The following is a 13193-nucleotide window of genomic DNA, read 5'->3' as shown; positions in this document are numbered from 1 at the left end:
CGTCAGGCGCCGGCGAGTCCGCGGCGGAAGCGCGCTCGTCGCGCGGCGCGGCGTGCCACGTCGTCGGCCGCCCACAGCTGCGTGAGCTCGTCCTCGACGACCTCGCTGACCCGGCGGCAGAACGCCTCCGGCTCCTGCGCGGCATCGGGCGACTCGGCGATGACGCGGTCGACGGTCCCGTCCTCGACGAGTGCGGCGGCGCCGACGCGCTGGGCGCGTGCCATCTCCGCTGCCCGGTCGGGGACGCGGTGCACGATCGCGCTCGCACCCTCCGGCGGCAGCGGTGACAGCCACGCGTGCTGCGCGGCCACGACGCGGTCGGCGGGCAGCAGCGCGAGCGCGCCGCCGCCGGTGCCCTGGCCGAGCAGAACGGTCAGAGTCGGGACGGGGAGTGTCACCATGTCCGCGAGGCTGCGCGCGATCTCGCCGGCGAGCCCACCCTGCTCGGCGTCGACGGACAGCGCAGCGCCGGGGGTGTCGATCACGCTGACGAGCGGGAGCCCGAGCTCGGCGGCCAGCCGCATGCCGCGGCGCGCCTCACGCAGGGCGTCCGGGCCGAGCGGCCGGTCGGCGGTCTGCGCGCGCCGGTCCTGACCGAGGAGCACGGCGGGCGACGCCCCGAAGCGGGCGAGCGCGAGCACCAGCCCGTGGCCCGCCTCGCCCTGGCCGGTGCCGTTGAGCGGGACGACGTCGCTCGCGCCGTGGCGCAGGAGGGCGCGGACCCCCGGGCGATCGTCGCTGCGCGAAGCGAGGACGGACTCCCACGGATCCGAGCCGACCCCACTGGTCGAGTAGTCCGAGCCGCTAGGCGAGGACGTATCGAGACCCGGAGCAGTCGGCCGTGGCGACTGCAGGATGCGCAGCGTCCGGTCCACGATCCCGGCCAGCTCCTCCGGCGGGAGCACCGCGTCGACGATGCCGTGCGCGTACAGGTTCTCCGACGTCTGCACGCCCTCGGGGAACGGCTCCCCGTACAGCGCCTCGTATACGCGCGGCCCGAGGAACCCCAGCAGCGCACCCGGCTCCGCGACCGTGATGTGGCCCAGCGATCCCCACGACGCCATGACGCCGCCGGTGGTGGGGTTGCGCAGATACACCAGGTACGGGAGGCCAGCGTCCTTGTGCGCGCAGATCGCCGCGGTGATCTGGACCATCCGGACGAACGCCGGGGTGCCCTCCTGCATCCGCGTCCCGCCCGAGACCGGCGCGGCGAGCAGGGGGAGTCCCTCGGTGGTCGCCCGCTCCACGGCGACCGTGAGCCGTTCGGCCGCATCGACGCCGATCGACCCGGCGAGGAACCCGAACTCGCCGACGAGCACCGCCACCCGGCGCCCGTGGATCGTGCCCTCGCCGGTCACGACGGACTCGTCGGTGCCGGAGCGCTCCTGTGCACGGGCGAGGTCCGCGGCGTAGTCGGGCGCCACCTCGCCTCGGACGACCGGCGTGTCCCAGGACCCGAAGGACCCGTCGTCGAGCACGAGGTCGATCAGCGCCTGCGCGCTCAACCGGGTGCTCACGCCGTCGCCTCCGACCCACCGCGCGCGTCGTCCGTCTCGCAGGCGTCGAGCCACGCGGCGATCGATGCGTTGTGCTGTCCAAGTCGCGGGGGAGCCAGGTGCGTCTCACGCGCGCCGGCATACGGGTTGTCGTCGAGCCGCAGTGCAGGGCCCGGCAGCGAGACGGAGCCGAGGCTCTCGTGCTCGACGTCGATGAGCAGCCCCTGCGAGCGGGTCTGGTCCCACGCATAGACGTCGTCGAGCGTGCGCACCTTGCCGGCGGGGACGCCCGCGTTGGCCAGCCGAGCCAGCCACACCTCGGCACCCTCGTCGGCGAAACGCTCCTCGATCAGCGCGGTCAGTCCCTCACGCCCGCCGACCCGGTCGGGGTTGGTCGCGTACGGCGCGGCGGCGGGGTCGAGCCCGATCAACGGTGCGAACCGCGTCCACAGCCCTTCGCTGCCGACTGCGATCTGCACGGGCGAGTCGGCCGTACGGAACAGCCCGTACGGAGCGATCGACGGGTGGTGGTTGCCCATCCCGCGCGGCACCTCGCCGGCGACCGTCCACCGGGTGCCCTGGAAGGCGTGAACGCCGACGATGCTCGCGAGCAGGCTCGTCCGCACGACCCGCCCCCGGCCGGTGGCGTGGCGCTCGTGCAGCGCGGCGACCACCCCGTACGCGGCGTTCATCCCGGCGAGCAGGTCGCCGATCGGGACCCCGACCTTGGTCGGCTCCTCGGGCGACGGGCCGGTGATGCTCATCAGCCCGGCCTCGCCCTGCGCGATCTGGTCGTACCCGGCACGCCCACCCTCCGGCCCGTCGTGCCCGAACCCGGTGATCGAGCAGATCACCAGTCGGGGGTTGAGCTCGTGGAGACGCTCCTCGGAGAAGCCGAGGCGTGCGAGGACACCGGGTCGGAAGTTCTCCAGCAGCACGTCGGCCTGTCGTACGAGCCGCGTCAGCAGCTCCTTGCCGGCGTCGCTCTTGAGGTCGGCGGTCACCGACTCCTTGTTGCGGTTGCACGACAGGAAGTACGTCGACTCCTCGTCGCCGGGCTCACCCACGAACGGCGGTCCCCAGCCACGGGTGTCGTCTCCGGTCGGCGACTCGACCTTGACGACCCGGGCGCCGAGGTCGCCGAGCATCATCGCGGCGTGCGGGCCGGCGAGGGCGCGGGTGAGGTCGAGGACGACGATGTCGGTCAGCATGCGGTGCTCCTGGTCGTGCGGGCGTGGCGGGTACGGCGGTGGTGCAGGTCGTCGGTCAGGGGCGGTGGGCGACGGTGAGCTCCCAGGTCTGGGTGAACCAGACGTCGTCGTCGCGCTGCGTCGGCGCGAATCCGGTGGGCTCGCCGCCGGCGAGCTCGTCGGCGAACGCCTGCCGCACGTGGACGGCACGGTCGGGCGGTGTAAGGGACTGCGCCAGCCACGGCTCGAGCGGTCGCTCGTACGTCCGCTGGTCGGTGCGGTCGACCACGGCGCCGAGGTCGCGCAGCCAGGCCGCGACCTCACCGAGCACGGGGGTGCGCAGATGGGAGTCGTCGCGCCAGGTCTCGATCGCGTCCTGACGGGCGGCGAGCGTCGGGTCGGTCGACGACGCGAGGTCGTGCACGACGACACGACCGCCCGGCCGGCAGGCCTCGACCATCGTGCGCAGGACGGCCAGCGGATCGGGGACGTGGTGGAGGGAGAACCGGGTCACGCCGAGATCGACGCTCCCTGCGGGGACGACCGGGATGGTCGCGTCGCCGAGGACGAAGGTGATGTTCGTGAGGCCTTCGGCGGCGGCCGCCGCGCGTCCGCGCGCGAGCATGGCCGGGGTGCTGTCCACGCAGGTGACGTGGGCGATCTGCGGCGCGAGTGCCCGCCCGACGAGCCCGGTGCCCGACGCGAGGTCGAGGCACTGGTCGCCCGCATGGGGCTGAGCCGCCTCGACGACCCAGTCGAGCGCAGAGGTGAACGCCGCGTTGAGCGTGGGCTCCTCGAACGTGTCGGCCTGGGCGGTGAAGGACGCCCGGAGGCGGGCGGCGTGGTCGCCGCCCGCCTCGGGCTCGTCTCCGGACACCGTTTTGCTCACGTCGTCGGGAGCACGAGGATTGCCCAGGTCAGCAGGGGAGCGATCACGACGATGGACATGCCCCACTGCATGAGGCGCTTGAACACCATCTCGCGCTGGCTCTCGTCGGAGTTCGCGACGATCAGGGCGCCGTTGGTCGAGAAGGGGCTGCAGTCGACGACCGAGCTCGAGATCGCGAGCGCGGCGATGAGTCCGATCGCGCTGACCTGGTCGGTGAGCAGGAAGGGGACCGCCAGCGGGATCAGGGCGCCGATGATGCCCGTGGTCGAGGCGAACGCCGAGACGACTGCACCGATGAAGCAGATCAGCAGTGCTGCGATGAGGGGTGCGCCGACCTCGGCGACGCGGTCGCCCAGCCAGGTCACGACGCCGTGGTTCTGCAGGAGGTTGACATAGGTGACGATGCCGCCGACCAGGAGGATCGTGCCCCAGCTGATCTTCTCGACCGCGCCACGTGCCGACGGCGGGAAGAGCAGGGTGAGGACCACCGCGACGGTGAGCGCCGTGAAGCCGACATCGAGGTCGAACGCGAGCGCGCCCACGATGAGTGCGACCAGACCGAGGAGGGTGCTCGAACGCTCGAGGTTGAGGCGGGTGTCGTCGTCGAGGTCGTCGAGGTCGTCGGTGCGACCGAGGCCCTGCTCGATGGCGGAGCCGGGCGTCCCCGTAACCGCGCCACGGGTCGCCGCGCTGCTCGCGGCCTCGGCGGTCGCGCCGACGTCGACGAGCGCGCGCTCGTCCTTGCCACGGCGGATCAGCTCACGACCGCCGAAGACCACGTAGGTGATCGCGGCGACGAGCGTGGCGGCAGTCATCGCGGCCAGGAAGAGGAAGGTCGGGCTGCCCTCGAGGTCGTTGGAGTCGACGACGCCGTTGGTGATGCTGCCGAAGATGCCGATCGGCGAGAAGCTGCCGCCGGTCGCGCCCTGGACCACCATCATGCCCATCATCACCGGGTGGATGCGGTAGCGGTGCGCGAAGCCCATCGCCACCGGTGCGACGATCGCGACCGCGGCGGGGCTGACGGCGCCGATGCCGGTGACGACCGCGCAGACGAAGAACATCGCCCACGGAACGAGCGCGACCCGTCCGCGGACGGCGCGGACGGCGCCGTGGACGATCCAGTCGACGGTGCCGTTGTTCTTGGCGAGCGCAAACAGGTAGGTGACGCCGACCAGGATGACGAACAACTCGCCCGGGAATCCGGCGATGATCGCGTCCGTGTCGTCGCCGAAGACGCTGAGGCCCACGATGAAGGCGGCCACGAGCGCGAGCGCACCCATGTTGATGCTGCGGACGGTCGCGATCAGGAAGACCAGCGCGAGCGCGGCCAGCGCGACGATTTCGGTGGACACGGGGTCCCCTTCCAGGTGTGTGCTACGTCATGTGGTGCAGACCACAGGTTCAGTGGCCTAGCCTCTGGTCCACTGGCGCAAATGTCAAGTACGCTCCCCTCATGAGCCAGGGCGACGATCAGCGCGGGCCCCGTCCCGTGCAGCGTCCGAGGCTGTACGAGCACCTCGCGCAGCACATCGCGGACTTCATCGACGCGCAGGGCCTGGTGCCAGGTGACCGGCTCCCCTCGGAGCGTCAGCTGGCGCGCGACCTCGGGGTCAGCCGCGCCACGCTCGCGCAGGCGCTCGCCGCCCTCGAGACCCAGGGACGGGTCGAGGTCCGGCACGGCGTGGGCGCCCTCGTCCGGAAGGCACCGGTCGCCGAGGATCTCCCCGGCCGGATTGCTGCCCACCCTCGCTCGGAGGTGGCGGCCGCCCGCGAGGCGGTCATGGGCGGGGTCGCTCGTGCGGCGGCGAGCCACCCGCAGAAGGCGATGCGGATCGCGATGCTCGGCGACGACGGCACCGTCCCGACGTTCGACGAGGTCTGGCGGTGCGTACGCCGTCTGGCGGGCAACAGCCTCCTCGGCGAGCTGGAGGACATGCTCGCCGTCCAGTGTCCTGACCCCGAGGAGACGCCGATGCTCCGATCGCTGCTCGACGATCTCGCGGTCGCCGTCGTCCGAGGTGATCCTGAAGCCGCGGCCGCGGCGTGCACGGGCATCCTTTCGACGCCGGCCGAGCCGGGGGAGACCGGCGAGGCGTTCACGACCTGATCAGCCCGGCCCCTCCGGAGACGCCGTGACTCAGGTCGTCCCGCGGACGACGAGGCTCGTCGGCAGGACGAGGCTGCGCGCCTCGTCGTTCTCCGGGTCGGCCAGAGCCGCCAGGAGCATCTCGGCCATCTCGCGGCCGAGGACGTCGGCCGGCTGGTTGATGGTCGTCAGCGGCGGGTCGCTCATCGCCGCCATCGGCGAGTCGTCGAAGCCGACCACGGCGACGTCGGCAGGCACCGCGCTCCCCGCCTCGCGCAGTGCGCGCAGGGCGCCGAGCGCCATCGGGTCGGATGCGGCGAACACCGCGTCGACGTCCGGGTGGCGCGCGAGCAGGCGACGCATCGCCTGCCACCCGCCGGGCTCGGTGAAGTCACCCTGTTCGATCAGGCTCGGGTCGTATGCGATCCCGCCGGCCTCGAGCGCCTCGCGGTAGCCGCGCAAGCGGTCGCGTCCGGCCTGCATGTCGGGCGGTCCTGCGATCGTCGCCACCCGGTGCCGCCCGCGCTCGAGCAGATGACGCAGGGCCGCGCGTGCGCCGCCGACGTTGTCGACGTCCACATAGCTGGCGCCCTCGACGCCCGGCGGCCGGCCGCCGTGCACGAGCATCAGCCCGCGGTCGCGCAGCTGCTGCGGAAGGTCGTCGCCCTCGTGCTGCGAGAGCAGCAGCGCACCGTCGACGTGCTGCGGGCTCAGGTAGGCGGCGGGTTCGTCGCGTCGCTCGGCCGGTCCGTGCACGAGCACGAGCACGAGCTGGCGGTCGCGCTCGTCCATCACTTGTGAGATCCCGCGGACGACACCGGCGAAGAACGGCTCGCTGAACAGGCGCTCCTCGGGCTCGGAGATCACCAGGGCGATCGCGCCCGTACGGCGGGTGACCAGCGAGCGCGCGGCCTGGTTGGGGACGTAGCCGAGCTCGGCGACCGCCTTCATCACCGCGTCGCGGGTCTGTGGCGCGACCGAGGGGGAGCCGTTGATGACGCGGGACGCGGTGCCACGCCCGACGCCGGCGAGCGCGGCGACCTGCTCGAGCGTCGGGCGCTTGCCAGCCTCCGGCCCACCCGTCATGCGCCCAGTATCCCGTCCCGGTGGGCCGCAAGGAGTGCGGCATACCAGCGCGCGCTGTCCTTGGGGGTCCGCACCTGCGTGTCGTAGTCGACGTGCACCAACCCGAACCGCTTCGCGTAGCCCTCGGCCCACTCGAAGTTGTCCACCAGCGACCACGCGAAGTAGCCCGCGACCGCGACACCGTCGGCGGACAGGCGTGCCATCGCCTCGAGATGCTCCCGGAGGTACGCGAGCCGCTCCGGGTCGTGGACCTGGCCGTCGGCGGAGACGACGTCCTCGTACGCGGAGCCGTTCTCGGTCAGATAGATCGGGATCGCCGGGTAGTCGTCGTGCACGCGGCGGACCACGTCGTACAGGCCGTCCGGGTCGACCTCCCAGCCCATGGCTGTCGTCGGCAGTCCGCGCTTGCGGAACTCCACCGTCGCCGCGCCCGGGTGCGCGCCCGGAGCGACCACGTGACGCGTGTAGTAGTTGACGCCGAGGAAGTCCAGCGGCGCCGCGATCACGTCGGTGTCTCCGCCCCGGACGAACTCCAGCGCCGACATCGGCCGGACGTCCTCGACGACGTCGGCCGGGTATCCGCGGCCGAACACCGGGTCGAGGAACCACCGGTTGCACAGTCCGTCGACGCGTCGCACGGCATCGTCGTACGCCGCGCGGTCAGGGCCGTCATAGCCCTCGGGGAGCGCAGGCGAGGTCGGATAGAGGTTGACCGTGAGGCCGAGCGGCGTCTCGGGCGCGATCGCGCGGATCGCCTGTGCGGCCAGGCCGTGCCCGAGCAGCAGGTGGTGCGACGCGGCGAGCGCGGTCGCCCCGTCGGCACGACCCGGCGCGTGCACGCCGTTGCCGTAGCCGAGGAACGCTGAGCACCATGGTTCGTTCAGCGTGATCAGGCCGTGGAGGCGGTCGCCGAGGGCGTCGGCGACGACTCCGGCGTACTCGGCGAACCGCGCCGCCGTGTCGCGTGCCGGCCAACCGCCCGCCTGCTCGAGCGCGAGCGGCAGGTCCCAGTGGTAGAGGGTCGCCCACGGTGCGACGCCCCGGTCCAGCAGGGTGTCGACCAGCCGGTCGTAGAAGTCGATCCCCTTCGGGTTGACCGGTCCGGCGCCGCCGGGCTGAACGCGCGGCCACGAGACGGAGAACCGGTACGCCCCGAGGCCGAGGTCGCTCATCAGGTCCACGTCGGTGGGCATCCGGTGGTAGTGGTCGACGGCGACCTCGCCCGTGTCGCCGTTCGCGACGCGGCCGGGCTGCGCGGAGAACGCGTCCCAGATCGACGGGGTACGGCCGTCCTCCGCGACGGCACCTTCGATCTGGTAGGCCGCGGTGGCGGCGCCGAAGGTGAAGCCGGACGGGAACGACGCTGCGAGCGTGGTGAGGGGATCGGTGACGACGTCGGTCATCCCTTGAGCCCACCTTCCATGATTCCGCCGACGATGCGGCGACCGAAGAGGATGAAGACCAGGACCAGCGGGACGGTCGCGAGCAGCGTGCCCGCCATCACCAGCGCCTGATCGGTGTAGTAGCCGCCCGACAGCCGCGACAGCGCCACCTGGACGGTCGGGTTCTCGGGGGAGAGCGTGAGGTAGGGCCACATGAAGTCGTTCCAGCGCTCCATGAACGTGAGCAGCCCCAGGACCGCGACGGCAGGGCGCATCGCAGGGAAGACGACCTGCGCGAAGATCCGCAGGGTCGAGGCGCCGTCGACGCGCGCGGCCTCGATCAGCTCGTCTGGGATCGCCTGGCTGACGTACTGGCGCATGAAGAACACGCCGAAGCCGGTGACGAGGAAGGGCAGGACCGCCGACCACAGGCTGCCGGCGAGGCCGAGCCAGCCCATCAGCATGTAGAGGGGGACCAGGCCGAGCTGGACCGGGACCATCATCGTGCCGATCACCGCGAGCAGGAAGACGTTCTTGCCGCGGAAGCGGAGCTTGGCGAACGCGAACCCCGCGAGCGAGGAGAGCGTCACCACGGTGATCGTCGCGACGAGCGAGACCATCAGCGAGTTGAGCAGCGACTGCGCGAACATCACGTCGGGGTTCGCGAAGACGCGGGTGGCGTTCTCGCCGAGCTGGTCGCCGGGCGTGAGCGGTGGCGGGGTGGAGGTGATGTCGCTGTTGGGCCGCGACGCCATCACGACCATGTAGTAGAGCGGTGCCACGGAGGCGAGGATGACGAACGTCAGGACCAGGTAGGTCAGCGGCGACGCCTTGCCGAGGGCGCGGCGACGGCGTCGTCGGACGGGCTCCGGTTCGTCCAGGACCGGGAGGATCCTGTCCACCGGGATGAGGGGTGTGGTCATACGAGGCTCCTCAGTCGACCGAGCGGATGCGGCGTACGAGCAGGGAGTTCACGAGCGAGACGACGACGATGATCGCGAACAGGATCCAGGCGACCGTGGCGGCGTACCCGAACCGTTGACCCGTGAACGCCTGCTCCACGACGTACATCGCGCTCGTCTGGAACTGGCGGGTGTCGCCCCCGGTGATCGCGTTGGCGCCGGGGTTGAACAGCAGCGGCTCGGTGAAGAGCTGGATGCCACCGATGGTCGCGACCGTCACGACGAACATCAGTGTCGGGCGCAGCATCGGGATGGTGATCGAGCGGAACTGCCGCAGGGCCGACGCGCCGTCGAGCCGTGCGGACTCGTACAGCTCCTTGGGGACGGCCTGGAGGGCGGCCAGCAGGATGAGGGCGTTGTAGCCTGTCCACCGCCAGTCGACCATCGTGGCGATCGCCAGCCACGAGGGCAGACGCTCCTGGTTCCAGGCGATCGGCTCGACGCCGACGAGCCCGATGAGCCAGTTGATGATCCCGAAGTCGCGGGAGAACATCATCGTGAAGATGATCCCGACCGCGGCGATCGAGGTTGCCGTCGGGATGATCACGCCGATCCGCCAGAAGGTGAGCGCGCGCAGGCTGGTGTTGAGCACCTGCGCGAGCGCGAGCGCCGCGAGGATCTGCGGGACGGTCGCGATCACGAAGATCGCGAAGGTGTTGAGCAGGCTGTTCCAGAAGTACTCGTCACCGACCAGCTCGGTGTAGTTGGCGAACCCGACCCACCCCTCGTTGCCGCCCAGCAGGCTCCAGTCGTGCAGCGACACCCAGAGCGTGTATCCGAGCGGGAAGAGCCCGAAGATGCCGAAGAGCACGAAGAACGGGGCGATGAATACGTAGGGCGCGCCGTTGATGTCGAACCGAGCGAGCCGGTCGCGCAGGTGCATGGAGTGCTCCTGAGGTCGAGGGGGCGGACAGAGGTGGCGTCGTGGCGCCCGCGTCGCGGTAGGGGTCGCGGCGCGGGCACCACGGGCTCGGAGGTCTCGAGACCAGGTCGTACGACCTAGCCTGCGGCCTTCTCGGCATCGCTGACCGCCGTCGACCAGGCCTCAGACGAGCTGCGCTGGCCGTTCTCGACCGACCGCATCGCGTTCTCGACCGCATCGCGGACGGGCTGGTTCTTCGCGCCGAGGAAGACCGGCTCGAGGTTGGCGGCGCCGGCGACGAACAGCTGTCCGACCGGTGCGTCGCTGAAGTACGGGTTCGTGGCCTCCTGGAGCGCAGGATCCTCGTACAGGTTCGGGTTGGACGGCAGGTTGCCGACCTCCTTGAACGCGGCGAGCTGGCCGTCGGCGCTGCTGAGGAACTTCACGAGCTCGATCGCGACGTCCTGGTTCTCGCTGGCCTCGGGCACGGCGAGCCACGATCCGCCCCAGTTGCCGCTGCCGCCCGGCACGGTGGCGATGTCCCACTTGCCAGCGTTCTCCTCGCCGGCCTGGTCCTTGATGTAGCCCGTCATCCAGGCGGGGCAGGCGATCGTGGCGAAGTCGCCGTTCTTGAACCCGGCGTTCCACTCCGGCGAGAACGACTTGAGCTCGGCGGAGATGCCCTTCTCGTCCATCTCGAGAGCCTTGTCCCACGCGGCCTTGACGGCGGGGTTGCTCTCGATCACGAGCTCGCCATCGCGGTCGAAGTAGGTGTGGTCGGCGCCCTGCATGAGGATCGAGTTGTACGTGTTGGTGGCGCTGTCGATGAACTTCGCCTTGGCGTCGCCGATCCCGTCCTGGAACTTCTCGCCGGTCGCGATGAACGCGTCCCAGGTCGGCCAGAGCGCAGCCACCGCCTCGCGGTCGGTGGGCAGTCCGGCCTTCTCGAACAGGTCGCGGCGGTAGCACATCGCAAGCCCGCCGACGTCCGTCCCGAGACCGATGGTGGTCTCGCCGTCGGCCGTGGTGGCGCCCTCGAACTTCCAGGGCAGGTACTGGTCGGTGAGGTCGTTCGCGCCGTGGTCCTGCAGGTTGACGAACTTGTCGGCGCTCGCGAGGAAGTTGACCGCCTGACCCTCCTCGATGGCCACCACGTCGCCCGCGCCGGTCCCCGCAGCGATGCGCTGGGTGAGTGCGGTGTTGTACTTCCCGAGGTCGCCCTCGGCGGTCTCGACGATCTTGACGCCCGGGTGCTCCTTCTCGAACTGCTTGTAGAGCTCGGTGTACCCGAACTTCCCGAACAGGTTCACGCGAAGCGTGACGTCTTCTCCGGACTCGTTGTCCGAGTCCGAGCCGCCACATGCGGTGGCGAGCATGGACAAGCTGGCGAGCGCGGCTGCCCCAGCCAGCCAGCGCGAACGGCGTGTGTGTGACACGGTGACCCTCTCCTTCGCCGCTCCCGCCGGTGGGAGCGCTCCCATGCACTGTGGCCTGGCTCACACCTTAGGGTCAAGAGCGTTGGGAGCGCTCCCATGCGTCGTTACGCAACCGTGATCACTCCCGCCGTCCTCACACTTTCCGTTGGCCCCAACGGAAAGTGCCTGCCCCACCGGAACCGTCCGGTGGGGCACGCGCGCTTCGTTGGCCCCAACGGAAAGTGGAGGGGCGCGGGGCGGTCGGGGCGGGAGGTAAGCGCTCGCTCGGTACGCTCGGCCGCATGACCGTACGTACGGGCGATCGCGTCCTTGTCACCGGTGCCGCCTCCGGGCTCGGCCTCGCGCTCGCGACCAGGCTCGCCGAGCGGGGCTGCCGCGTCCTCGCCACCGACGTCCACCCCGAGACTCCCGACGCCGTCTCCGCCCTCGGCGACCGCGTCACGTACCGGCCCCTCGACGTCCGCAGCGACGCCGACTGGGATGCCGCCCGCGCGTGGGTCGAGGACACCTGGAAGGGCATCGACCTCGTCGTCAACAACGCCGGCGTCGCGTCGGGCGGGAGGATCGAGCTCACGACCACCGACGAGTGGGACTGGATCACTCAGATCAACCTGCTCGGCGTCGCCCGCGGCTGCCGGACCTTCGCGCCAATGCTCAAGGCGCAGCGCACCGGACACCTCGTGAACACCGCCTCGGCGGCAGGGCTGGTCCATCCGCCGCGCATGAGCGAGTACAACGCGGTGAAGGCGGGGGTGGTCGCGCTGAGCGAGACGCTGCGGTGGGAGCTCGAGCCGTACGGGGTCGCGGTCTCGGTGATCTGCCCGACGTTCTTCAAGACCAACCTCGCCGACTCGATCCGCAGCGCCGACCCGACCGCCGAGGCGTCCGCCCGCACGCTCATCGACGGCTCGAAGCGCAGCGCCGACACCGTGGCACGCGAGGTGCTGAAGCAGCTCGACGCAGGCAAGCACCTGATCCTGCCCGACCGTGAGGCCCGCGCGGCGTATGCGGTGAAGCGGTTCGCACCGTGGCTGTACGCCGCCGCGATGCGTCGCGCCGCGCGCAAGGCCGCTGCGGACGAGGCAGCCGCCGGCGGTGCCCGCACCACGGGCGCGCAGGTGGTTCGGTGAGCGCGATCTACCTGGTCCGGCACGGGCAGGCGTCGTTCGGCGCCGACGACTACGACCAGCTGTCCGAGCGTGGCTACGCGCAGGCGACGGCACTCGGTCAGTCCTGGGAAGCCTCGGCCTTCCTTCCCGCGCACGCGGTCGCAGGCTCTATGAAGAGGCACGCGCAGACGGCGATCGCCGCGCTCGACGCCGCGGGTCCGTCCGACGGCTACGACGTGGACGGAGGCTGGGACGAGTTCCCGCACGAGTCGGTCGTGGAGGCGTACGCCCCGGGGTTCGTGAGCGAGGACCCCAAGGAGTTCCAGAGGATCTTCGTCTCGGCGGTCGGGCGCTGGGCGGGGGGCGAGCACGACGACGAGTACCTCGAGCCGTACGCCCACTTCACGGCCCGGGTCCTCGGCGCCTTCGACCGTCTCGCCGACTCCCTCGGCAGCGGCGAGAGCGCCGTCGTGTTCACCTCCGGTGGACCGCTCGCCGTCGTCGCCGCGCACCTGCTCGCCGGTGACGCGCCGGAGTGGACCCCGCAGGCGCATGCCCTCTGGCCGCGGCTCAACACGGTCACGATCAACGCGGGCGTGACGACCGTCGTCACCGGATCGTCGGGTCGCACGCTGCTGTCGTTCAACGAGCACACCCACCTACCTCCCGACCTCGTCACCTACCGCTGACTG

Annotated in this window: 12 protein-coding genes; 3 read left to right on the top strand and 9 right to left on the bottom strand. The window is 71.1% G+C overall.

Annotation, left to right across the window (positions count from 1 at the left end; all coding sequences use genetic code 11):
- Positions 1 to 2: 2 nt before the first annotated feature.
- Genes H4N58_RS19030 through H4N58_RS19015 form a run of 4 tightly spaced genes read right to left on the bottom strand, consistent with a single transcriptional unit; the run spans position 3 to position 4930 of the window.
- Positions 3 to 1517, bottom strand: a complete 1515-nt coding sequence (locus tag H4N58_RS19030; RefSeq protein WP_167251180.1) for a carboxyl transferase domain-containing protein — start codon at positions 1515 to 1517, stop codon at positions 3 to 5.
- Entirely contained in the window at positions 1514 to 2707 is a 1194-nt protein-coding gene (locus H4N58_RS19025; protein ID WP_167006960.1) for a CaiB/BaiF CoA-transferase family protein, read from the bottom strand. The genes H4N58_RS19030 and H4N58_RS19025 overlap by 4 nt, the downstream gene beginning before the upstream one ends.
- Before the next feature lie 55 nt (positions 2708 to 2762).
- Positions 2763 to 3563 (bottom strand): class I SAM-dependent methyltransferase, encoded by an 801-nt coding sequence (locus tag H4N58_RS19020; RefSeq protein WP_167251182.1) that lies wholly within the window; start codon positions 3561 to 3563, stop codon positions 2763 to 2765.
- Positions 3564 to 3571: 8 nt separating this feature from the next.
- Complete coding sequence (locus H4N58_RS19015) at positions 3572 to 4930, bottom strand: SLC13 family permease (RefSeq protein WP_167006954.1); 1359 nt, start codon at positions 4928 to 4930, stop codon at positions 3572 to 3574.
- Between the two features lie 101 nt (positions 4931 to 5031).
- Between H4N58_RS19015 and H4N58_RS19010 the strand changes: the two genes are divergently transcribed.
- Positions 5032 to 5685: a FadR/GntR family transcriptional regulator gene (locus H4N58_RS19010; RefSeq protein ID WP_167006951.1), complete on the top strand. Its 654-nt coding sequence runs from the start codon at positions 5032 to 5034 to the stop codon at positions 5683 to 5685.
- Between the two features lie 30 nt (positions 5686 to 5715).
- Here the strand turns inward: H4N58_RS19010 and H4N58_RS19005 are convergent, their stop codons facing one another.
- From H4N58_RS19005 to H4N58_RS18985, 5 genes are all read right to left on the bottom strand, one after another.
- On the bottom strand, positions 5716 to 6750 hold the full coding sequence (locus H4N58_RS19005; protein WP_167251184.1) for a LacI family DNA-binding transcriptional regulator: 1035 nt from the start codon (positions 6748 to 6750) through the stop codon (positions 5716 to 5718).
- The gene (locus H4N58_RS19000) at positions 6747 to 8153 is read right to left on the bottom strand and encodes a GH1 family beta-glucosidase (protein ID WP_167006945.1); all 1407 of its coding nucleotides are present in this window, start codon (positions 8151 to 8153) and stop codon (positions 6747 to 6749) included. Before H4N58_RS19000 ends, H4N58_RS19005 begins: the two co-directional genes overlap by 4 nt.
- Positions 8150 to 9055: a carbohydrate ABC transporter permease gene (locus H4N58_RS18995; protein ID WP_167251186.1), complete on the bottom strand. Its 906-nt coding sequence runs from the start codon at positions 9053 to 9055 to the stop codon at positions 8150 to 8152. Before H4N58_RS18995 ends, H4N58_RS19000 begins: the two co-directional genes overlap by 4 nt.
- 10 nt (positions 9056 to 9065) lie before the next feature.
- Positions 9066 to 9977: a carbohydrate ABC transporter permease gene (locus H4N58_RS18990; protein ID WP_167251188.1), complete on the bottom strand. Its 912-nt coding sequence runs from the start codon at positions 9975 to 9977 to the stop codon at positions 9066 to 9068.
- Positions 9978 to 10093: 116 nt separating this feature from the next.
- Positions 10094 to 11392 carry an ABC transporter substrate-binding protein gene (locus H4N58_RS18985; RefSeq protein WP_243843063.1) on the bottom strand — a complete coding sequence of 433 codons (1299 nt, stop codon included), beginning with the start codon at positions 11390 to 11392 and terminating at the stop codon, positions 10094 to 10096.
- A gap of 281 nt (positions 11393 to 11673) precedes the next feature.
- On the opposite strand from H4N58_RS18985, the gene H4N58_RS18980 reads away from it, so the two are divergent.
- Positions 11674 to 12522, top strand: coding sequence for an SDR family NAD(P)-dependent oxidoreductase (locus H4N58_RS18980; protein ID WP_167251190.1), 849 nt, complete (start codon positions 11674 to 11676; stop codon positions 12520 to 12522).
- The gene (locus tag H4N58_RS18975) at positions 12519 to 13190 is read left to right on the top strand and encodes a histidine phosphatase family protein (protein ID WP_167251192.1); all 672 of its coding nucleotides are present in this window, start codon (positions 12519 to 12521) and stop codon (positions 13188 to 13190) included. The genes H4N58_RS18980 and H4N58_RS18975 overlap by 4 nt, the downstream gene beginning before the upstream one ends.
- Positions 13191 to 13193: the final 3 nt, after the last annotated feature.

This window comes from Mumia sp. ZJ1417 (assembly GCF_014127285.1).
In the GTDB taxonomy this organism is placed as follows: Bacteria; Actinomycetota; Actinomycetes; order Propionibacteriales; family Nocardioidaceae; genus Mumia.
This window is presented reverse-complemented; position numbering and strand designations above follow the sequence as displayed.

Bases quoted from the DNA above. Each gene is read 5' to 3' on its own strand.
- H4N58_RS19025 (WP_167006960.1), bottom strand. From the start codon at position 2,707: ATGCTGACCGACATCGTCGTCCTCGACCTCACCCGCGCCCTCGCCGGC.
- H4N58_RS19010 (WP_167006951.1), top strand. From the start codon at position 5,032: ATGAGCCAGGGCGACGATCAGCGCGGGCCCCGTCCCGTGCAGCGTCCG.
- H4N58_RS19005 (WP_167251184.1), bottom strand. From the start codon at position 6,750: ATGACGGGTGGGCCGGAGGCTGGCAAGCGCCCGACGCTCGAGCAGGTC.
- H4N58_RS19000 (WP_167006945.1), bottom strand. From the start codon at position 8,153: ATGACCGACGTCGTCACCGATCCCCTCACCACGCTCGCAGCGTCGTTC.
- H4N58_RS18995 (WP_167251186.1), bottom strand. From the start codon at position 9,055: ATGACCACACCCCTCATCCCGGTGGACAGGATCCTCCCGGTCCTGGAC.
- H4N58_RS18990 (WP_167251188.1), bottom strand. From the start codon at position 9,977: ATGCACCTGCGCGACCGGCTCGCTCGGTTCGACATCAACGGCGCGCCC.
- H4N58_RS18980 (WP_167251190.1), top strand. From the start codon at position 11,674: ATGACCGTACGTACGGGCGATCGCGTCCTTGTCACCGGTGCCGCCTCC.